13 protein-coding genes are annotated in these 21691 nt (G+C 72.8%); 6 read left to right on the top strand and 7 right to left on the bottom strand.

The genetic code is table 11. From position 1 onward, the window contains the following. The first annotated feature begins 34 nt into the window (after positions 1–34). Positions 35–997: an aldo/keto reductase gene (locus ACWGJB_RS46165; protein ID WP_453386036.1), complete on the top strand. Its 963-nt coding sequence runs from the start codon at positions 35–37 to the stop codon at positions 995–997. A 92-nt stretch (positions 998–1089) separates the two neighbouring features. Here the strand turns inward: ACWGJB_RS46165 and ACWGJB_RS46160 are convergent, their stop codons facing one another. The 4 genes from ACWGJB_RS46160 to ACWGJB_RS46145 all read right to left on the bottom strand — a co-directional run bounded on the left by ACWGJB_RS46160 (position 1090) and on the right by ACWGJB_RS46145 (position 6265). Further along, on the bottom strand, positions 1090–2415 hold the full coding sequence (locus tag ACWGJB_RS46160) for a PrsW family intramembrane metalloprotease (protein ID WP_453386035.1): 1326 nt from the start codon (positions 2413–2415) through the stop codon (positions 1090–1092). A gap of 10 nt (positions 2416–2425) precedes the next feature. Continuing rightward, a complete protein-coding gene (gene trmB, locus ACWGJB_RS46155; protein WP_453386034.1) occupies positions 2426–3307 on the bottom strand; it encodes a tRNA (guanosine(46)-N7)-methyltransferase TrmB in 882 nt (293 codons plus the stop codon). Between the two features lie 132 nt (positions 3308–3439). Further along, entirely contained in the window at positions 3440–4660 is a 1221-nt protein-coding gene (gene lhgO, locus ACWGJB_RS46150) for an L-2-hydroxyglutarate oxidase (protein ID WP_453386033.1), read from the bottom strand. 180 nt (positions 4661–4840) lie between these two features. Beyond that, positions 4841–6265, bottom strand: coding sequence for an MFS transporter (locus tag ACWGJB_RS46145; protein ID WP_351713581.1), 1425 nt, complete (start codon positions 6263–6265; stop codon positions 4841–4843). A gap of 749 nt (positions 6266–7014) precedes the next feature. On the opposite strand from ACWGJB_RS46145, the gene ACWGJB_RS46140 reads away from it, so the two are divergent. After that, a complete protein-coding gene (locus ACWGJB_RS46140; protein WP_453386032.1) occupies positions 7015–9093 on the top strand; it encodes an asparagine synthase-related protein in 2079 nt (692 codons plus the stop codon). 288 nt (positions 9094–9381) lie between these two features. Continuing rightward, complete coding sequence (locus ACWGJB_RS46135; RefSeq protein WP_453386031.1) at positions 9382–12672, top strand: BTAD domain-containing putative transcriptional regulator; 3291 nt, start codon at positions 9382–9384, stop codon at positions 12670–12672. Here the strand turns inward: ACWGJB_RS46135 and ACWGJB_RS46130 are convergent. Both ACWGJB_RS46130 and ACWGJB_RS46125 read right to left on the bottom strand, forming a co-directional pair. Further along, positions 12659–14557 carry a sigma-70 family RNA polymerase sigma factor gene (locus ACWGJB_RS46130; RefSeq protein WP_453386030.1) on the bottom strand — a complete coding sequence of 633 codons (1899 nt, stop codon included), beginning with the start codon at positions 14555–14557 and terminating at the stop codon, positions 12659–12661. The two genes, ACWGJB_RS46135 and ACWGJB_RS46130, sit on opposite strands and share 14 nt — an antisense overlap. A 317-nt stretch (positions 14558–14874) precedes the next feature. Further along, the gene (locus ACWGJB_RS46125; RefSeq protein WP_453386029.1) at positions 14875–15648 is read right to left on the bottom strand and encodes a TetR/AcrR family transcriptional regulator; all 774 of its coding nucleotides are present in this window, start codon (positions 15646–15648) and stop codon (positions 14875–14877) included. 394 nt (positions 15649–16042) lie between these two features. Between ACWGJB_RS46125 and ACWGJB_RS46120 the strand changes: the two genes are divergently transcribed. After that, positions 16043–17422, top strand: coding sequence for an NAD(P)/FAD-dependent oxidoreductase (locus ACWGJB_RS46120; RefSeq protein WP_453386028.1), 1380 nt, complete (start codon positions 16043–16045; stop codon positions 17420–17422). A 181-nt stretch (positions 17423–17603) separates the two neighbouring features. Next, positions 17604–19250: an ATP-binding SpoIIE family protein phosphatase gene (locus ACWGJB_RS46115; RefSeq protein WP_453386027.1), complete on the top strand. Its 1647-nt coding sequence runs from the start codon at positions 17604–17606 to the stop codon at positions 19248–19250. A 114-nt stretch (positions 19251–19364) separates the two neighbouring features. Here the strand turns inward: ACWGJB_RS46115 and ACWGJB_RS46110 are convergent, their stop codons facing one another. Beyond that, on the bottom strand, positions 19365–20648 hold the full coding sequence (locus ACWGJB_RS46110; protein WP_453386071.1) for an MFS transporter: 1284 nt from the start codon (positions 20646–20648) through the stop codon (positions 19365–19367). Between the two features lie 128 nt (positions 20649–20776). Here ACWGJB_RS46110 and ACWGJB_RS46105 point away from each other — a divergent pair, with 128 nt between their 5' ends. After that, positions 20777–21325, top strand: coding sequence for a MarR family winged helix-turn-helix transcriptional regulator (locus ACWGJB_RS46105; RefSeq protein ID WP_453386026.1), 549 nt, complete (start codon positions 20777–20779; stop codon positions 21323–21325). The last annotated feature ends 366 nt before the right edge of the window (positions 21326–21691 follow it).

The raw sequence follows: 21691 nt of genomic DNA, 5'->3' as shown, positions 1-21691 counted from the left end.
ATGGGTCCGCAGGCGGCCGGTGTTGAACTGAGGCATGACCTCTTCTTCCGCTTCCCGTTCCCTCCGCAAGCTCGGCGCCTCCGACCTGGAGGTGTTCCCACTCTGCCTCGGCGGCAACGTCTTCGGCTGGACCGCCGACGAGGCCGCCTCCTTCGCCGTCCTCGACGCGTACACGGCAGCGGGCGGCAACTTCGTGGACACCGCCGACGCGTACACCGCCTGGATCGAGGGCCACAAGGGCGGCGAGTCCGAGACGGTCATCGGCAAGTGGGTCAAGGCGCGCGGCAACCGCGCCGACGTCGTGATCGCGACGAAGGTCAGCCAGCACCCCGAGTACCTGGGGCTGTCGGGCGCCAACATCAAGGCCGCCGCCGACGCGTCCCTGCGCCGCCTGGGCACCGACTACATCGACCTGTACTACACGCACTTCGACAAGCCCGAGATCCCGGTCGAGGAGATCGTCGGCGCGCTGGACGAACTGGTGCGGGCGGGCAAGGTCCGGCACATCGCCGCCTCCAACATCACCCCCGAGCGGCTCCAGGAGTCCCTGGACTTCTCCGACCGCGAGGGTCTCGCCCGGTACGTCGCCCTCCAGCCCCACTACAACCTGGTCTCCCGCGACACCTACGAGGGCCCCCTCCAGGAGCTGGCCTCCCGCACCGGCCTCGCGGCGGTCCCCTACTTCGCCCTCGCCGCCGGCTTCCTCACCGGCAAGTACCGCCCCGGCACGATGGTTGACAGCGCCCGCGCGGGCCGCGCCGCCCAGTACCTCGAGACCGAGCGGGGCCAGAAGGTGCTGACCGCCCTGGACGAGATCGCCGAGGCCCACTCCGCCCCGGTCCCCACGGTCGCCCTGGCCTGGCTGGCAGCCCAGCCCACCATCACGGCCCCCATCGCCTCGGCCCGCTCGGTGGAACAGCTCCCGGCGCTGCTGGGGGTGGCGGACCTGGAGCTGACGGAGCAGGAGCTGGCACAGCTGACGGCGGCTTCCGCCTGACTCCCGCTTTCTCTCCGCTGCTTTCCGCGGCAACCGCGGTCGGCCCGTGCGGCCTCTTCCGGCGGTGCCCAGCCCTCCGCAACCCTGGAGCACTAGCTCCGGTACGGGTTGTAGGACGGATACGGCACCGCCGCCGCATACCACCCCGGTGCCCCATAGGCCGGCGGCGGGTATCCGGGCCAGCCGTTCGGTGCGGCCGTGCGGGCCGCGTAGCCCAGGGCGGGGCGGACCAACTCGCGCCGGGTCCACAGCTCCGTCAGCAGCTCCCGCTCCCGCACCACGAAGTCGGCGCCCGCCCGTCCCCGCCGCCCTCGGCGGCGTAGCAGGGCGAGCGTCGTCGCGTACGCCTCGTACTCGGCGACCGCCCGCCCGGCCGGCTTTCCGAAGTGGTACGCGGCGTACTCCCGGGCCATCTGCCGCGCCCGCATCGAGCCGAGCACGAACGGCTCGGCCGTCCCCAGCCACCCGGCGTACACATACGCCGGCAGCTCCTCCCGGACGGTCCGCAGCTCCCGCTGCCGGGTCCAGATCGCCAGCCACGTCAGCGACCCGAACGCCGGCACCATGAACATGCCGTACACGGCGAAGAACCCGTACTGCCCGAACGTCGACGAGCCGTTCCAGAACGCGTGCATGCTCATCGCGAGCAGCAGCCCGGCGACCGGCACGAGCACCCGCCGCACCCGCTGCCGTTCCCCGGAGAACGCGGCGATACCGAACCCGATGCCGGTGAAGACGGTGAACAGGGGGTGGGCGAAGGGGGACATGACGATGCGCACGAAGAACGTCGCGGCGGTGACGGAGGCGATGCCGGTGCCGCCGGTCAGCCGGTCGGTCCCGAAGGCCGTACCGAGGTAGAGGATGTTCTCGGTGAAGGCGAACCCGGTGGCGGTGATCCCCGCTATCACCACACCGTCGACGATCCCGGTGAAGTCCCGTCTGCGGAACAGGAAGACCATGAGCACGGCCGCGCCCTTGGCGGACTCCTCGACGATCGGCGCTATCACGGTCGCCCCAAGGGTGTCCGCGCTGCTCGGATCCGCGGTCGCCGTCGCTATCCAGTGCGTCGCGAAGCTGTTGGCGACGATCGCTATCAGCGCGGCCGCGCACGCCCCCCAGGCGAACGCGAACAGCAGGTTCCGCCAGGGCCCGGGCTGGACCCGGTCGAGCCAGCGGAACGCGGCTATCAGCAGCGGCACGGGCAGCACCGCGAGTCCGAGCCCGACCAGGAAGCCCTCCGTGCCCGTCTGCTCCCGCACCAGCGCGAGGATGACCAGGCCGGACAGGGCGAGCAGGGTGCTCAGCGCCCCGTACCGCACCCAGCGCCGCTGCCACCAGCGGGGATGCCGCAGCCCGGCACCGGTGGGGTCCGGGGGGTACGACGGATACGGCGGGTACGGCGGCGGGGAGGTGGCCACGGCATCGACCCTAACGAGGTGACTCCAGTCGGTGCTGATCGCCCTGCTGCACCGGATGCTGTACGCGACGGAAGAGCAGATCGTTCACCACATGTCCCTTGTCCAGCCCCTGCCCCTCGAAACGGGTCAGTGGCCGGTACGGGGGACGCGCCGCGAAACCGCCCTCGGCCTGGGTGTTCTCGAACGCCGGGTGCGCGTCGAGCACTTCGAGCATCTGCTCGGCGTACGGCTCCCAGTCCGTCGCACAGTGCACGATCGCCCCCGGCCTGAGCCGGGTCGCGGCGAGGTCGAGGAACTCGGGCTGGATCAGCCGCCGCTTGTGGTGCCGCTTCTTGGGCCAGGGGTCCGGGAAGTACACCCGCAGCCCGTCCAGCGAGTCGGGCGTGAGCATCTCCCGGAGCAGGATGATCGCGTCCCCGTTGCCGACCCGGATGTGGGACAGCCCGTTCTGGTCGGCGAGGTTGAGCAGGTTCCCCTGTCCCGGCGTGTGCACGTCGACGGCGAGGATGTTGGTGTCCGGGTCCTCGGCGGCCATCTGCGCGGTCGCCTCTCCCATCCCGAACCCGATCTCCAGGACGACGGGATTGGCGTTGCCGAACAGCGCACCGAGATCGATGACGTGCTGCCCGTCGATGTCCAGGCCCCACTTGGGCCACAGCCGCTGCAGGGCGTCCGCCTGTCCCGCGGTCACCCGGCTCCGCCGTGGCTGGAAACTGCGGATCCGCCGCTCGAAGTGCGACCCGGCCGGATCGGCGCTGGGTCCGTCCGGGAACCGCGGCTCCCCCTTGGTCCGGGTGTGCCGGACGGACACACCGGGAGCGTGCGGGGAGCCCGAGCCGGGGACGGTCTCGGCGGGCCGGGGGGTCTCTGGGGCATTGAGCGAGTCAGACACAGTGGGGTCGATTTTACGGCCCGTGCGAGACGGGGTGGCCGGGTCCCGCACGGGTCACACCGAGTGGGATGGGGTGGCCGGGTCGCGCCCGGGTCAGACCGCCTGAGACGGGGCGGCCGGGTCGCGCCCGGGTCACACCGAGCCCAGCATCTCCAGTGCCCGGCGCGCCACCTCCCGCCCGATCGGCAGCGAGGCCGTCGCCGCGGGCGAGGGCGCGTTCAGCACGTGCACCGTCCGTGCGCCCTCCTTGATCAGGAAGTCGTCGACCAGCGAGCCGTCGCGCAGCACGGCCTGCGCCCGCACCCCGGCCGCCGCCGGCACCAGGTCCGCATCGGTCACGGCCGGCAACAGCCGCCGTACGGCCGCCGTGAACGCCCGCTTCGACACCGACCGCCGCAGCTCCCCGCCCCCGTACCGCCAGTGCCGCCTGGCCAGCGCCCACGTCCCCGGCCAGGCCAGCGTCCCCGCCACCTCCCGGGGCCGTACGACACCCCATCCGTACCCCTCCCGGGCCAGCGCCGGCACCGCGTTGGGCCCGATGTGCACGCCTCCGTCGACGCCCCGGGTCAGATGCACCCCGAGGAACGGGAACGCCGGATCCGGCACCGGGTACACCAGCCCCCGCACCAGCTCCCGCCGCGCCAGCTCGTAGTACTCCCCGCGGAACGGCACGATCCGCATCCCCGGCTCGTCCCCCGCGAGCCGGGCGATCTCGTCGCAGTACAGCCCGGCGCAGTTCACCAGCACGCGTCCGCGTACGACGTCTCCGCGCGAGGTGAGCACGGCCACGCCCCGCTCCGGCCGCCGGTCGATCCGCTCCACCCGGCCCCCGTACCGGATCTCCGCCCCCGAGGCCTCGCCGAGCTGCCGGGCGACCCCCACGAAGTCGCACACACCGGTCGTCCCGACGTGTATGGCGGCCAGCCCCCGCACCTCGGGCTCGTACTCCGCGATCTGTGCGGCCCCCAGCTCCCGCACCGGTATCCCGTTCTCCCGGCCGCGCTGCACGAGCGCGTGCAGCCGGGGCAGCTCCGCCCGCTCGGTGGCGACGATCAGCTTGCCGGTGACAGCGTGCGCGATGCCGTACTCCGCGCAGAACTTGACCATCTCGGCGGCACCCTTGACGGCGTACCGTGCCTTCAGCGATCCGGGCCGGTAGTAGATCCCGCTGTGGATGACCCCGCTGTTCCGCCCGGTCTGATGCCGTGCCGCCCCGGCCTCCTTCTCCAGCACGGTGACCCGGGTACCGGGCGCGGCCCGGCTGATCGCAAACGCCGTGGACAGCCCGACGATCCCACCCCCGACGACGAGCACATCACAGTCATAAGCAACCCCGGCAGACACCTGCACCACCTCCCACGCTCGATAGTGCACTGCGCCACTGACAGCCACTTCAAACGCGGGGGAGTACGGCGCGCCCCAAAGGGGCGCGGGGCTGTCTTCGATGTGCGGCTGCCGCCGCGTGGGCGCGAGCAACCACAACGCACCCGCACCCGCCCGGCGTCCTTAGGTCCATGGACGAGTGGGCGACCCTCACGCCGGCGCCATCAGCAGCGGACGCGCCCGCTCCCGCAGCTCCACCACCCTCGGCTCGTCCCCGTACGGCTCCAGCCGGTGCAGCAGATCCTTCACGTACTCGGTCGTCCGCGCCGACGAGATCCGCCCGGCCACCTCCACGGCCCGCACCCCCTGCTCGCACGCCGCGTCGAGGTTTCCGGACTCCAGTTCGGCGACAGCGGAGACGACCAGCCGCAGCCCGTGCGACCGCACGAACTCCTCCGTCGGCTTCGACAGCGCCTGCTCCGTGAACCGCCGCACCTGGCGCGGCGCCTTCAGGTCCCGGTAGCACTCGGCGGCGTCTGCGGCGAACCGGTCGTATCCGTAGAAGCCGAGCCAGGAGGGATCGTTGTCCCCCTCTCGCGCCCGCTCCAGCCACCCCTCCGCAGCCTTCAGCGCGGCCCCCGCGGCCTGTGCGTCACCGGCACGCGCGTGTGCCCGTGCCTCGACCAGCCGGAAGAAGCTCATGGTCCGCGCGGTGGCCAGGCCGCGGTTGCGTTCGACGGCCGCCTGCGCGAGGTCGACGCCCTCGTCGCCGAACCCGCGGTACGTCGCCTGCAACGACATCGATGCCAGGACATAGCCGCCGAGCGGCACGTCGGCCGCCGCGCGGGCGAGCCGCAGTGCCTGGATGTAGTACCGCTGCGCGGCCTCCTGCTGTCCCGTGTCGAAGGCCATCCACCCGGCGAGCCGAGTCAGTTCGGCGCTCGCCCCGAACAGTGCCCGCCCGACCTCGTCGGAGTACGCGCCGAGCAGCAGCGGTGCCGCTTCCACTCGTAAGCACTCCGGCACCATCGACGAACGCCAGTCGCCGCCCCCGTACTTGGAGTCCCAGCGCCTGGCGTCCTCGGCCGCCTCCCGCAGCTTCTGCACGTCGCTGTGGCCGACTTTGAGCGGTGCGCCGGAGGCCTCGGCGGTGTTCGCCTCGCGCGCGACCGAACTGTCGGCGGGGGTTATCAGCCAGCGCGAGGCGGGCGTTGCGTACGCGCTTACTGCGAACGAACCGGCCAGCGACTGCCAGATGCCGCCGGAGCCGGCCCGGCGGCCGGCCAGGTCGAGCCGGTACAGCTCGGTGGCCGAGCGCACCGCCTGTCCGACGTCCCTGGGGAAGGCGAGGCCCACTTCGGGCGCGGGATCCGCGTCCGCCAGGCCGATCTCGTGGAGCGGCACCGGGCGGCCGAGCTTCTGGCCGATCGCGGCTGCGATGAGATGCGGCGCGGCGCCCTGCGGCACCATGCCCTTCGACACCCAGCGCGCCACCGACGTCTTGTCGTAGCGAAGAGTCAACCCGCGTTGAGCGCCAAGATCGTTGACGCGTCGCGCGAGTCCTGCGTTGCTGATTCCCGCGAGGGCGAGAACGGTGCCGAGTTTTTCGTTCGGCCCGCGTTGCTCCCTGGACATGCGCCACCCCTCGACACAGACGGCTGCCGCAGTGGCATAACCACGCGGCATTCGTAAACCCAGCGTAGTTCGCCGCATCCCAAGCGTTAAGGGGCATTGTTCCGGATGGCGGGATTGTGGTCCGTACGCGAGTGCGGCCCATATACGCACCGTGCACGGCCTGTCGCGTCGTGCCCCCGCCGTGTGGCCGTGCGCCCGTCCGTGCGCTCTTCTCCGGCCATCGGGGGAGCGGTTCCATGGTCGGTGCGTGGGTCGGCCCGCTGTACTGGATCCAGTGGGCTGGGGGACACCGCCACCTCAATCCCCGCGGGTGGCGGACCGGTCCGGGAGGCGATGCCCGCCTCCCGGACTGTGCGCGTTCGAGTACGCGCGCGTTTGGTGCGCAAAGCATGTACGGAGCGTGCGCACCGTCGCGTCGACCTCGCCGAATTGGCCGAAAATCGACCCCTCCTTTTGCGGGCGATCAACGCTCCTACCACGGGAATTGAGGGCGCGAAGGGCGTTCGGAGGGAGCGTACAGGGGGCGCATTCGCGTCGCAGTTGCCCTGTGCTGTAAGGCGGTTCGGCTCTTCCGCGGCTCTTTCACGACTCTTCCCCAGCACGTTCGCGTGGGCCGGTCCTGCGGCAACTCCGTGAAATCTTCCGGGGATCAAAGGCGGCCCCACCGGCCCTCCGGAGCGCGTCCTTCATGGCAGCATGGGGATCCAGTTCGTACCGTGCATGGTTGTCCACAGCCTGTGGAGGCGTCGATGCGGTGGTTGGTGGGATGGAGCAGCACCGCCTCCGGTGCCGCCACGCTCGGCTCCGCCGGCGCCCTGGGATACGACGGCGAGACCGTCCACCCCGTCGGCTCCCAGCTGCTGTGGGGCGATCCGGACCCGCTCTGGGCGGTCGGCGACTGGCGCCCCGACGAGGTGCGCGTCATCAAGGCCGACGCCCAGAACCGCATCGCCGTCCTCGGCACCTGCGGCGCCACCGACGAGGAACTGCGCCTCGGCCTCTTCACGGCGCGCGGGGGCGCACTCCGGCATCTGACCGCCTGGCCCGGCAGCTACACCGCCGTCGTCCAGGTCGGCCGCCGGGTCACCGTCTGCGGCGACCTCGCGGGCGCCCGCCCGGTCTTCCACACCCCCTGGGCAGGCGGTACGGCCTACGCCACGGCCGCGCTGCCGCTCGCCGACCTGATCGAGGCCAACCTCGACTACGGTCACCTCGCCGCACTCCTGGCCGCCCCCGACGTACCGGCGGCGGTGCACGACTCGACTCCGTACGAGGGCGTACGGCGCATTCCGCCGGGGCACGCGCTGATCCTGCGCACCGGGGCGCGCGAGGTCGCCGGGTACGAGCAGGTCGCCTCGCTCGCGGTCGCGGCCCCCTCCGCCGACCCCGACCGTGCGGTGGACGCCGTACGGGACGCGCTCGTAGAAGCCGTACGCGCGCGACTGTCGGCCCCCCGGCACGTCCCGGACATCGACCCCGGTCCGGTGCCCGGAATGGGCCCCGCCGCGCGGCGTGCGGCGCGCGGGATGCCGGTGCCGGGCATCGGCGCCGACCTGTCCGGCGGCCCGGCCTCCGGCACCCTCGCCCTGCTGGCCGCCGGGCTGCCCGGCATGCCCGGCACGGTCCTGGGCCACGGCACGGGCGCCGGCGAGCGTCTCCTCGCGGTCACCTTCAACGACCTCGCCGTCGGCGGCCGGGAGGCGGAACTCGAACGCGCGGGAACCCTGGCGGCCAACCCGCGGCTGCACCACGTGGTGGTCACCGGCGGCGAGGACATGCTTCCGTACGCCGACCTGGAGGGCCCCCTGACCGACGAACCGGGCCCGTCCCTCGTCCACGCCGCCAGACACCGCGCCCGCCTCGCCGCCGGCAGCGCCGACCACTTCACCGGCTACGGCGCCCGCCAGGTGCTGGACGCGCATCCCGCGCGCCTCGCCGACCTGCTGATGGACCGCAAGCGGCGGCACCTGGTCCGCCCGGTCGCCGCGCTCGCCAAGGCCGACGGCTCGGTGATGGTCTCCGCGCGCGTGTACAGCGCGGCGCGCCGGCTCGCGCGTACGCCGTACCGCGCGGGCGTCGAGTCCCTCGCCGAGCGCCTGCTGCGGCGCCGCTTCGACGAACCCGGAGGCGCTGTGGGCGCGTCCCTCGCGGCGCTCAGCTGGGCGAGACCCGGCCCGGCGGCGCGCTGGCTGACAGGGGAGGCGCTGGCTGAAGTATCGGTTCTGCTCCAGGGGGCGGCGAACCGCTCCGGCGTCGGCCCCGGGCAGCGCCCCGGCGACTACCGCGCGCGTGCCGTCCTCGCCCGCCACGCGGCCGACATCCGGATCCTGGAGCAGGCCGCCGAGATCCGCTCCCAGCGCCTGCACGCCCCCTTCCTCGACAACCAGGTGGTCCGCGCCTGCCGCGACCTCCCCGAGGCGCTGCGCGTGCGGCCGGGGGCCCGCGCCGCCATCCTCCGCACGGTCCTGGAGGGCGCCGGCGTCGCCGATCTCCCGCCGGGCTGGGGCGCCCCCTCCCACGCCTCCTCGGCGGCGGCCACCCGCACGGGGCTGCGCGTGGCGGCCGACGATCTGATCGCCCTCTTCTCGACGCCGCTGCTGGCGCAGGCGGGCCTGGTGGAGGCCCGGGTGGTCCGCAAGGCGCTCCGCGGGGCGGCGGCGGGCGAACCCCTGCCGCTGGACGGCCTGGCGGACCTGGTCTCCCTGGAACTGTGGCTCCGCCGCCTGCTGTCCCGCCGGGGCACGTGCTGGACGGGAACACCCGCACGCGCCCGTGCGGTCCCTGCGGGGATCCGGCCGATGCGGGGGGCGTTGGCGTCGGGGGCGTGACCCTCCGCGGCCCGCCGCTGTGCTGCCGGCCGGCAGTGGAGTGCGGGCCGGTGGGGGCCGATCGCGCAGTTCCCCGCGCCCCTTACGGGGCACGTTGTAGCCGCGGGCAATCGTGCCGCAGGGCGGCACGGGTGGGCGCGGCGGCACCCTGCAAGCGCCGGTAAGCGAAACCCCCCGCCCCCAGCCCCCGCCCCGGGCAACCTCCCCAGCCCGCACCCTGCGTATCTCCAGTGCCCCGGCCTCCGAAACCCCGGTGCCCGATCCCCCCGGCGCGGCGACAATGACCCGGTGCGGTACCGGATTCTGGGTGTGACCCAGGCGACTGACGACCAGGGCACCGCCATACCCATCGGCGGCCCCCGCCTCCGCGCGCTGCTCACCGTCCTGGCTCTCCACCCCCACCGCACCCTCACCCCCGAGACCCTCATCCAGGAGGTCTGGGCGGCGGACGACGACCCGCCGCAGGACGCCCCGGCCGCCCTCCAGGCCCTCGTCGGCCGGCTCCGCCGTGCCCTCGGCAAGGACACCGTCGCCTCCACCCCCGGCGGCTACCGCCTGGCCGCCGCCGAGGACGACATCGACCTGCACGTCTTCGAACGCCAGGTACGCGAAGGCGCGGCCGCCCTCGTCGCCGCCGACCCGGCGACCGCCCATCGTGTCCTCACCGAGGCTCTCGCCCTGTGGCGCGGCCCCGCCCTCGCCGACCTCCCCGACCGTGCGACGGCCGCCGCCCGCCCCGAGGCGCTCCGGCTGGAGGCCACCCGTACCCGCGCCGACGCCGCCCTCCGTCTCGGCCGCGCCTTTGACGCCGTACCGGAGCTGACCGCGCTGACCACGGCGCACCCGTACGACGAACCGCTGCACGCCCTCCTCATCCGCGCCCTGCGCGACACCGGCCGCCCGGCGGACGCCCTCGCCGCGTACGGGACCGCCCGCCGCACCCTCGCCGAAGGCCTCGGAACCGACCCCGGTCCGGAACTCCAGTCTCTGCACGCGTCGTTGCTGAGGCAGGAGCCGATCCCGCCGGGCGCACCCCCGCCCCGCACCGGCAACCTGCGTCCACGTCTTACCTCTTTCGTGGGCCGGGAACCCGAACTCGACGCGGTTCGTTCCGAATTGCACAGGGCCCGCCTCGTCACCCTCATCGGACCGGGCGGCTCCGGAAAGACCCGTCTCGCCGAGGAGGCCGCCGCCGGGCTCCCGCAGGCATGGCTCGTCGAGCTCGCCCCGCTCGACCGGCCGGAGGCGGTGCCGGGCGCGGTGGTCAGCGCGCTCGGTCTGCGCGAGACCGTGCTCATGACCAACGAGCTGGCGACCCCGCAGGCCGACCCCACGGCCCTGCTGGTCGAGTACTGCGCGCGGCGCAGCCAACTCCTGATCCTTGACAACTGCGAACATGTCATCGAAGCGGCGGCCGCCCTCGCCGAGACCCTGCTCACCCACTGCCCGGGGCTCACGATCCTCGCCACCAGCCGTGAACCCCTCGGCGTCCCCGGTGAGTCGGTGCGCCCGGTCGAGCCCCTCGCCCCCGAGCAGGCGCACCGGCTCTTCGAGGAGCGCGCCGCCACCGTCCGCCCCGGCGCCCGTGGCGCGCCGGGCGAGCGGACCGCGGTCGACGAGATCTGCCGCCGTCTGGACGGACTGCCGCTCGCCATCGAGCTCGCGGCGGCCCGGCTGCGGCTGCTGACACCCCGGCAGATCGCCGACCGGCTCGACGACCGCTTCCGCCTGCTCACCTCCGGCAGCCGCACCCTCCTGCCCCGCCAGCAGACCCTGCGCGCGGTCGTCGACTGGTCCTGGGACCTGCTCGACGAGGGGGAGCACACGGTCCTGCGCGAGGTGTCCGTCTTCGCAGGCGGCTGGGACCTCGCGGCGGCGGAGGCCGTGTGCACCGGCCCCGTCGCCGACCTCGTCGGCGCGCTCGTCGACAAGTCCCTGATCGTCGCCACCCCGGACGGCCCGGACGGCACAGGCGGTATGCGCTACCGCATGCTGGAGACCATCCACGAGTACGCCGTCGAGCGTGCCGCCGAGGTTCCGGGACTGCGCGCGGCGGCCGAGCGGCGGCACGGCGCCTGGGTGCGGGCGCTGGTGGAGGAGGCGGCGCCGAAGCTGCGGTCCGGCGAGCAGCTTCCGTGGATCCGCCGCCTGGAGACCGACCTCGACAACATCCGCGTCGCCCTCGACCGCGCGGTGTGCGCGGGCGACGAGGCGCTGGCCGGCCGGATCGTCCTCGCCGTCAGCTGGTTCTGGTGGCTGCGGAACTACCGCCTGGAGGCCATGGACTGGATGGGCGCGGTACTGCGCCTGGGCGTCGCCCGGGACACCCTGCCGGACGGCGCCGGCCCGGAGGAACTGCGCGCGCTGGCCGACACGGCGGACCCGGTGGGCGCGCTGCTGGCCGCTCCGGGCGCCGGCACCGGGCACCCGCTGTACGAACTGCGCATGGACCTGCGGCTGTTCGACCTGCTCCTGGCCTCCGAGTCCCCCTCGGCCGGCCTGGTGACGGACGAGCGGGCCCCGAAGTACGTCGCGCTGGTCCGGGCCGCCTTCGAGGCGGGCGGTCCCCGGGCCGCCCGGCTGCCGGGCATCATCTGGCCGCTGACCGCCTGGTTCCTGGGCAGCTCGTTGGACGTCGGCCCCGACATGGACGCCGTCGTCGCCAACTGCCGGGTGTACGGCGGCGACTGGGAGACGGGCGTCACCCTGATGTACCGCGCCCACGTCATGGTCGACTCGCCCGGCAACCTGCGGGGCGTCGACGAGGACCTGGCGGAGCTGCGGATCCTCAGCCGGCGGGTCGGGGACCGCTGGATGCGGGCGCAGGTGTGCAGCGCGGCCGGTGAGGCGGCCATGGCGCGCGGCCTGTACCCGGAGGCGGAGACCGAGTACGAGGAGGCGCTGCGGCTGGCCCACGAGGTCGGCGCGTACGCCGAGACGCCGTTCCTGATCGCGCGGCTCGCCGAGATCGTCTACCGCTCCGGCGACCGGGCGGCCGCCCGGGCCGCCCTGGACCGGGCGAGCGAGGCCTCCGACCGGTACGGGGTGGCGGAGTCGCAGGCGTTCGTGGCGCTGCTGCGGGCGCACATGGCCCAGCACGAGGGGGACCTGGCCCAGGCGCGCGAGTTCTGCGAGGCCGCCCGCGCGGCGACCCGGGGCGGCACCCCGCCGCCGCAGTTCATGGCGGGGTTCCGTGCGGTCGAGGCCCTGATCACGGCGATGGAGCAGGGCCCGCGGCAGGGGCTGCCGATCCTGGCCGGGGGGCTGCGCGAGGCGATGGAGGCCCGGTGCGCCGAGGTGATCACGGCGGCGCTGGCGGACGTCGGCGCCGACCTGGTGGCCCGGCTCGGCGATCTGGCGGGCGCGGTACGGCTGTTCGCCGCCGCCGACCACTGGCGGGCCGGCAGCGTCCGCCCCGAGCCGGAGCGCACCCGCGCCGCGGAGATTGACGCGGCCGCCCGCGCGGCGCTGACCCCCGAGCGCTACGCGGCCGAGCGCTCCCGCGGTGCGTCCCTCACCGAGGAGGACGTCCTGCGCGAACTGGGCGGGACACCCACGGGCACCGCTACCGGCAGGTGAACGTCGAATCGGCCCAGTCGGCGAGCGCCACCGAGTCGAAGCCGGTCCCCGGTTCGACCACCAGCCGCACGGTCCGGTGCCCGGCCAGGTTCACATGGACGGGTACGGCGGCCTGTCCGCCCTCGACCGTCCCGGACCGCCACAGCCGCTCCCCGTCCGCATAGACGGAGAAGGCGACCTTGCCGAGGCCGAGCGTCATGTCGTCGACGCCGGCCATCGCGTCGTAGGCGGTGCACTCGCGGTTGAGGTCGACGGTGACGGAGGACCAGCCGTGCACGGTGACGCCGTTCGCATACTGCTCGCCGGCAACCGTCACCCCGTACCGCTGCCACACCCAGCTGCTCTCGCCGAGCCGCATCTCGGGCCGGGTGCCGTCACCGGTGATGTCGTAGCGCAGCTCGCTCCACCGGTAGACGACCGGGGCGGGCGGCGGAGTGGGCGTCGGGGTGGGGGTGGGCGTCGGCTTCGGGGCCGGCGCCGGTGTCGGAGTGGGGGTCGGCTTCGGCTCGGGGCTCGGGGTGGGCTTCAGTGTCGGGGTCGGGCTCGGGGTGGGCGTCGGAGTCGGCTCGGGGGCGAGGACGACCGGCTCGGGGTGCGGCGCTCGCTTCGGCGGCGTGCGGGCCGGCGTAGGTGTCCCGGGCTCGATCACCGGCGCGGACGGGGCGGGGCGGGCCACCTCCTTGGTCGGGTGGCTGTCGTTCACCAGGGCGAGGGCCAGCGCGGCGGCGGCCACCGCGACCACCCCGGCCGCGATACCGGCCTTCACCGGTGCTCCCAGCCCCTCCGAGGCCGCGGCACCCCCGGCACCGCCGCCCGCCCCGCCGGACGAACCGCCCGCCGCGGCGGCCGCGCCCGCGGCCCCCACTCCGGCACCGCCGGCGATGATCCCGAGCGCCTTGGCGTACCCGGCGGCCCCGAACCAGCCGATGACCGCGACCGGTACGACGGCCGGGATACCGGCGGCGACCTCCTCGATCTGGGCGGCGGCCAGGCGGCACTTGGCGCACTCCTCCAGATGCTTGCGCAGCCCCCGCTCCGCGCGGATGCGCAGCTTGCGGCGGGCGTAGCTGCCGAGCTGGTCGGCGTAGCGGGCGCACTCCTCGTCGTCGATGAGGGAGGCGCTCACATGGGCCTGGAGGTAGGCCTGCTTCAGCCCCTCACGGGCCCGGCTGGCAAGGACGCGGGTGCCGTTGGCGTCGAGCCCGAACAGGGTGGCCACCTCGCTCGGCGACTCGTCCTCGACCTCGGTGTGCCACAGCACGGCCTGCCAGCGCTCGGGCAGCGAACGGAAGGCCTGCATCGCCATCGACTGCTCGGCGTCGTGCATCGCCCGTACATCGGCGCCGAGGTCCAACCCCGCTCCGAAGGAGCCAACGGGTGCAGTGTCGTCGGCGGCCTCGGAACCGCGCGCGGACTGCGCCGCGAACAGCGCGAAGTCGTCGACCAGTTGCTCACGCCGGGCCGACTTGATCCACTGCGCGGCGACCCGCCGTACGGAGGTGAGCAGATAGGCGCGCACGGCGTACTCGGGCCCGGCCCCGCCGCGCACCGCCTGCAGCATCCGGGCGAAGACCTCGGCGGTCAGGTCGTCCGCGGTGTGCCCGTCCCGGCAGCAGGTCCGCGCGTAGCGCCGTACCGCGTCCGCGTGCCGCCGGTACAGCTCCTCGTAGGCCGAGTCGTCGCCGCCCCGCATCCGCTCGATCAACTGGGTGTCGGCGGGCGGCTGTTCCCGGGACGGTGGCAGCACACTGCCGCTCCGCTGTGCCGGAACGTTCCCTTCCGGCGGTTCGCCGACGGGCGGTACACCGGCCCGCCCGCCCTGACTGGGCACCTGCGGCGAGGTCAGTTCCTCGCCGGCGGACTCGTCCCACCCGTCAACGCTCATCGTGGAACGCCCCCGATGCCTGCCCAACCCGACCGAATCACCGGGTCAGACTGCCACATTGGCTTTTGTTCAGCTCCCGGAGCGACGGACGTACCACTCGTCCGAGCGCACTTGTCAGGGCGGTGCACTGACGATCACCCGGAAGGGAAAGCATCAACAGGCGGCCCCGCGCCCCTGCAAGGGGCGCGAGGCCCTGTCCATGTGCGGCTCCGCCGTGTGGGCGTGCTCGGCCACAGTCCCCCCGCACCCGCCCACGACCATCGACGGCACATGCTGCCGCGCCGCCCGGCCAGGCACAGGGCACCGTCACGGCACCGTCAGGGCCGGGACCGCAGCCCCTCCAGCAGGATGTCCAGCAGCCGCGACGAAGCCGCCGCCTGCTGCGCCGGATCCGGCAGCGAGGGCGCCGCCGTGGCGATCACCAGGAGCACGTCGGACACCGAGACATCCGCCCGCAACTCACCCGCCGCACGGGCCCGTTCCACCAGCCGCCCGACGACTTCGAGCAGCACTGCCGCTCCCGCGTCGTCGTCGGCGCCGGCCACCGGCTCCCGCTCCTCCGACACCAGCCGCAACTCACCGGCGACCGGCTGCGTCCGCTGCTGCGGCACCCGGGCCTCCTCGGCCCGGACGCCGGAACCGCCGACCTCCTCCGGTACCCCGACGCGCAGCACCTGCGGCGGCAGCAACCGCCCCGCCCCCGACGCCACCGACGTCCGCAGGAAGCGCGACAGCGCCGACCACGGTTCGTCCTCCTGCCCGAGCGCGGCCCGCGCCTGGTCGGTCAGCCGGGAGGTCTCCTCCTCGGCTATCCGCCGGACCAGCACGTCCTTGCTGGGGAAGCGCCGGTACACCGTGCCGACCCCGACCCGCGCCCGCCGCGCCACATCCTCCATCGGCGCGCCGTAACCCAGTTCGCCGAAGACCTCGCGTGCCGCACGCAGCACGTGCTCCAGATTGCGCTGTGCGTCCACCCGCAGCGGCGTCGTACGCGGCCCGTCGCCGCGTCCGTTGCCCGTCGCCGCGCTCACCGTTGCGCCGCCCGTCGCGAGGGCGGAAGCCGATGACCAATGTGTGTCCTGAATATGCATCTGTGTTCCCCCGGTTAATGACGTCTCCCCCCGGAGACTCTCCCCGCACTGTGAAGGCCGGAGCGAGTGGAACTGTCGCCGATCAATGGACCGTCGACCGGGCGGACCCGCCCGTCGTGGACCGTTCGGCCACATCCCCTACACCCCGTCGACACACGAACATAGTTGAGAGGCTGTCAATTCAGAAGGGGGGTGTTCCGCACGGAGCGCCCCCCGATCGGAGTACGGGTCGCTTACATCCCGATTCGTTGCCTTCACGCCCCCTCGTCCGCCCCCGCTGACCTGGCCCCTTTCGTCCGGTCCCGGCCGCGCGTCCGGCACCCGGCACAGCAGCCCGCCGGTCACACAAATTGCCGGGGCTGTGGACAAACAACAGTCACGGGTGCGTCATGGGATGGTGAAGGAACGTGCGCGCATTCTCGTTGTCGGCGGCGGCTACGTCGGGATGTACACGGCCCTGCGGCTCCAGCGGAAGCTGAAGGCGGAGCTCAGGCGGGACGAGGTCGACATCACTGTCGTCACCCCCGATCCCTACATGACGTACCAGCCGTTCCTTCCCGAAGCGGCCGCAGGTTCGATTTCCCCTCGTCATGTCGTCGTACCGCTGCGGAGCGTTCTGGACCGGTGCCATGTCGTCATCGGCGAGGTGACGTCCATCGAGCACGCCAAGCGCACCGCCGAAGTCACCACCCTCGCCACGGCCGAGGAACGAAAAGGCGCCACATTCCTCGAATACGACGAACTGGTCCTCGCGCCCGGCTCGATCGCGCGCACGCTGCCCATCCCCGGTCTCGCCGAGCACGGCATCGGTTTCAAGACCGTCGAGGAGGCCATCGGCCTGCGCAACCACGTCATCGAGCAGATGGACATCGCCTCCTCCACCCGCGACCCCGCGATCCGCGACGCGGCCCTCACCTTCGTCTTCGTCGGCGGCGGCTACGCGGGCGTGGAGGCCCTCGGCGAACTGGAGGACATGGCCCGCTACGCCACGCGGTACTACCACAACGTCCAGCCCGAGGACTTGAAGTGGATCCTCGTCGAGGCCACCGACCGGATCCTCCCGGAGGTCGGCCACGAGATGGGCCGCTACACCGTCACCGAGCTGCGCCGCCGCAACATCCAGGTGCTGCTGAACACCCGCCTGGAATCCTGCGCCGACCGCATCGCCGTCCTCAGCGACGGCCAGCGCTTCCCGGCTCGTACGCTCGTGTGGACGGCTGGCGTCAGACCGCACCCCTTGCTCGCCGCCACCGACCTTCCGCTCACCCCGCGCGGGCGGCTGAAATGCACCGCCGAGCTGACGATCGACGGCGTCGACCACGCGTGGGCCGCGGGCGACGCCGCCGCCGTTCCTGACGTCACCGCCGCCGAACCCGGCACCGAGACCGCCCCCAACGCGCAGCACGCGGTCCGCCAGGCCGGGGTCCTCGGCGACAACATCGTCCACGCCCTGCGCGGCGAACCCCTCGACACCTACGCCCACGCCTACGTCGGCTCCGTCGCCTCCCTGGGACTGCACAAGGGCGTCGCCCAGGTCTACGGGCGCAGGCTGAAGGGCTACCCTGCCTGGTTCATGCACCGCGTCTACCACCTGAGCAGGGTGCCCACCTTCAACCGCAAGGCCCGCGTGCTCGCCGAATGGATCCTCTCCGGACTCTTCAAACGGGAGATCGTCTCGCTCGGATCACTCGAACATCCCCGAGCGGAGTTCGAACTCGCGGCCGGTGGAAAGCCTCCTCACAGTCCCTCCGACGACTCGAACGGGTCGTCCTGACGGAACTCAGGAACTCCACGGCCCGCCCCGGCGTCTGACGGATGTCGCCGCCGACGGCCACCCTGCCAGACTGCCCCCCGACCGAGCACAAGGCTTCTCCCCAGAACTGCACCGGGGGACTTCCCCCGGCCCCCGGCCGCTCCCGTAGCAGGCCGGAGACGACGACACGAGGCAAGGATTCGTGAACTTCACGCGCTGGAGCGCCCGGCTCCCCGGAACGCAACGCCGCGCCGCAGCGCGGACCGAGCACGCGGTCCCACCGGACCGACGGGGGGAAGGCTCCGTGCCCGCTGCCCGCGTCGAACAACTGACCGACGACCCGCCCTGTGTGCCAGCCGTCGACGAACTGCCCGCCCGCGACGTCCTGGACCGCGTCCCGGCCCTGGTCGCCCTCGTCCACGGCCCCGACCACCACATCGGGTACGTCAACGACGCCTATACGACGGCCTTCGGCGTACGGCCCCCGGGCGCCCCCGCCCGCGAGGCCCTGCCCGAACTCGCCGAACTCGGTCTGCTGCCCCTTCTCGACCAGGTCCTGCGCAGCGGCAGGCCCCGCACGCTGAAGTCCCGCAAGGCACTCGACGGCCGCACCTACACGTTCACCTGCACACCCGTCGCGGAGAACGGCGACCACGACGGCGGCGTCCTGCTCTTCGCCACCGACGTCACCGACCACGCGGAGGCGGCCGAGCGACTGCGCGCCAGTGAGCGCCGCCAGCGCGAGACGGCCGTAACCCTCCAGCGCAGCCTGCTCCCGCAGGAACTCGAACAGCCGGACGACCTGCGCATCGCCGCGACCTACCAGCCCGGCGGCACCGAGGCCGCGGTCGGCGGCGACTGGTACGACGTCATCACCCTCGGCGGCGGCCGCACCGCCCTCGTCATCGGCGACGTGATGGGCCGGGGCGTCCGCGCGGCGGCCGTCATGGGCCAGCTCCGCACGGCGGTCCGCGCCTACGCCCGGCTGGACCTGCCCCCGCACGAGGTCCTTCAGCTCCTCGACGGCCTCGCCACCGAGATCGACGCCAACCAGATCGCCACCTGCGCGTACGCCATCCACGACCCGAACGAGGGCCGGCTGGTGTTCGCCTCGGCCGGCCATCTGCCGATCCTGGTCCGCGACGAGAACGGCAGCGTGCTCCGCACCGACGAGCCGACCGGGCCGCCGCTCGGCACGGGCGGCTGGATCCACACGTCGGGCTCGGTACCACTGGGGCCCGGCTCCACCGCCGTCCTCTACACGGACGGCCTGGTGGAACGCCGTAACGAGGACCTGGACGAGGGCATCGCCGCGCTCCAACGCGCGCTGGCGGGAGCCACCGGCACCCCGCAGGTCATCTGCGACCGCCTGGTCCGCTCGGCCGGCGTCACGGCCGACCACGACGACGATGTCGCCGTTCTGGTCCTCCAGCACCCGGCCCGTACCGGCCCCGACAGCGAGCTGTTCCGCAACGCGGCGCTGGAACTCCTCGGCGGCGTCGAAGCGGCGCCACGCGCGCGTGCGTTCGCCTCCGGCGTGCTGACCAGCTGGCGCTTCCCGGTCGAACTCCATGACCTGGGCGTCCTCGCCACGAGCGAGCTGGTCGCCAACTCGCTCCAGCACGGCACCCCGCCCATGCGGCTGCGGCTCCGCCGCACCGACCGCCGCCTGATCATCGAGGTGACGGACGGCGACGACCACCTGCCGCGCCGCAGACGCGCGGAACCGGGAGACGAGTCGGGCCGGGGGATCGCGATCGTGGCGACGATCGCCTCTGGGTGGGGGTCGAGAAGGACACCGGGGGGTGGGAAGGCGGTGTGGTGCGAGTTCGTACTGCCGAAGGGGTAGCTGAGGGCCGAGCCTTGGCTGCGGGTGGGCGGGGGCTGGTCGCGCAGTTCCCCGCGCCCCTTACGGGGCGGCACCCTGCCAGCGCCCGTAAGCGCCCCCCCCGCATAGCCGCCCCTACGCGGAAACGGACTCCGCCGCAGCTCCACCCCTCGCCACGACCACACTCTTCGAGGCGAGCCATGGCTGGTCCTGCGCGAGGGTCAGCCGCCTTCCGAGCCGCACCGCCAGCACACTGATCCCCAGCGAGAACAGCAGGAACGTCACGACGTACGGCGCATGCAGCGAGGCCCCCATCGGCCCGCCCACCGCCGGTCCCACCGCCAGCGCCAGCTGCTTGACCAGCGCGAACGCCGAGTTGTACTGCCCGGCCAGCCCCGTCGGCGCAAGGTCGGCCACCAGTGGAGCGACCGTCGGCGACAGCATCGCCTCACCCAGCCCGAACAGCGCGTACGTCGACACGAACGCGGCCGTCGCCATCTCCTGACTGCCGTGTCCCAGCCCCGCGTACCCCGCCGCGACCCACGCCACGGCCCAGATCAGCCCGACTCCGGCGATCACCCGGGACCGCCGCCGGCGCTCGACGAACTTGAGCACGGCGAACTGCGCGACCACGATCATCAGCGTGTTCGCGGCCAGCGCGGTCCCCAGCGCGGACGTGGATATCCCCGCCGCCTCGACGCCGTACGCACTCAGCCCGGACTCGAACTGTCCGTAGCACGCGAAGAACAGCACGAAGCCGAGCACGCTCAGCTGGACCATCGCCCGGTTCCCGAGCCACTGCTTCCAGGCGCCCTTCGCGGCCGAGGCAGGAGCGCCCGCGATCCGCGGCGCGTGCGGCATCCGTACCGTCGACATCACCACGGCCAGCAGCAGGAACATCGCCGCCTCGATCGCGAAGAGGAGCGTGAACGAGGACACCCGGGTCGTGTCGACCAGGTGGCCGCCGATGAGGCCACCGACACCCAGCCCCAGGTTCTGCAGGAAGAACTGCGTAGCGAAGGCCCGCGACCGGGTCTCCGCCGAGGAGCAGTCCACGATCATCGTCGCCAGCGCCGGCTGCATCACGGCCTGCCCGGCCCCGAGCAGCGCGGCCGCGGCCAGTACGGTCGCGGCCTCTCCCGCCAGGCCCAGGCTCAGCGCACCCGTCGCGGCCAGGACCAAGGCGGTGAGAAGGACCGGCAGTGGGCCGCGCCGCACGATCGCCCGGCCGGCGAACGGCAACACGATCAGCGCGGCCACGGCAAAGACGGCGAGCACGAACCCCGCCGTCATGGCACCGAGCCCCCGCACCTGCGCCACGTAGACGTACAGGTAGGGGACGGTGAAGCCGAGCCCGAACGCGCTGAGTGCGTTCCCCACGTGGATCCGGCGCATCGCTGCGCCCATCGCCCTGGTCACGTTCACCTCTCTCAGGTCGTTAAGTCAGCGGACTGCTGAAGTCTGAAGACTTAGAAGCTAAAGTTTCGACCTAAAGAGTACATGGCGAAGGACTTCAACGCCAAGCTCGTTCGTGCGATACTTCGGGCATGGCCGACACCACCGGCGCCGGCGAGCCGACACTCGACGAACAGATCGCCGCCTACCAGCGTGAGTTCCAGGACCTCGACCCCCAGGTCGAGAAGGTCGTCTCGGCGCTGTCCCGGCTCAACCGCCGGATGAACGTCGCCTACGGCCGCCAGACCGCGGCCCTCGGCATCAGCAGCGCCGAGTGGGAGGTCCTCAAGGCCCTCGTCCTCTCCGGCGTCCCCTACCGCCTGGGCCCCAGCGAGCTGGCCAAGCGGCTCGGTCTCACCCCGGCCGCGATGACCCACCGCATCGACCGGATGGTCGCCGAGGGTCTGGTCACCCGGGAGCGGGACGAGTCCAACCGCGTCCGGGTGATCGTCGAGCTGACCTCCGAGGGCCGCGAGAAGTGGCTGGAGGCCATGCGCCTCGCCTCCGTCTTCGAGGAGGAGCTGCTCCAGGACCTCTCTTCGGCGGAGCGCGGTGTGCTCGGCGAGGTCCTCACCAGACTGCTGCGCCGCGTGGAGCATGCCCAGCCCGACGCCGGCGGCCGCCTCACCGACCTGGACTGACCCTGGTCACGGGGGCCGGAAAAAAATCTTGACAGGGGGTACTTGACACCCCCCTGGCCGATCCGTAATGTTCTCCGGGTTGCCGCGGAGCCGTAACGGTTCTGCGACAGCACCTCCGCCGCATGAGCGGCACCCAAACCATCAGTACGATCTCCCGACCGGGTTGATTTCGGCGTGCCCGAATTCAATTCGATTTCGGATCTCTGTGCTGTCCGGTCGAGCCGCTAAGGCCCGATTGGGCATCGCGGAGCGGATCCGCTAAGGTTTGAGACGTCGGAACGGCCCAACAGCCGCGAAGACAACACCCGCTGACTGGGAATCAGACGCCGAAAGGATCTGATAGAGTCGGAACCGCCGGAAAGGGAA

This window comes from Streptomyces sp. NPDC054813 (genome assembly GCF_053611365.1).
The sequence above is the reverse complement of the archived record's forward strand: the minus strand, read 5'-3'. Positions and strand labels throughout refer to the sequence as shown.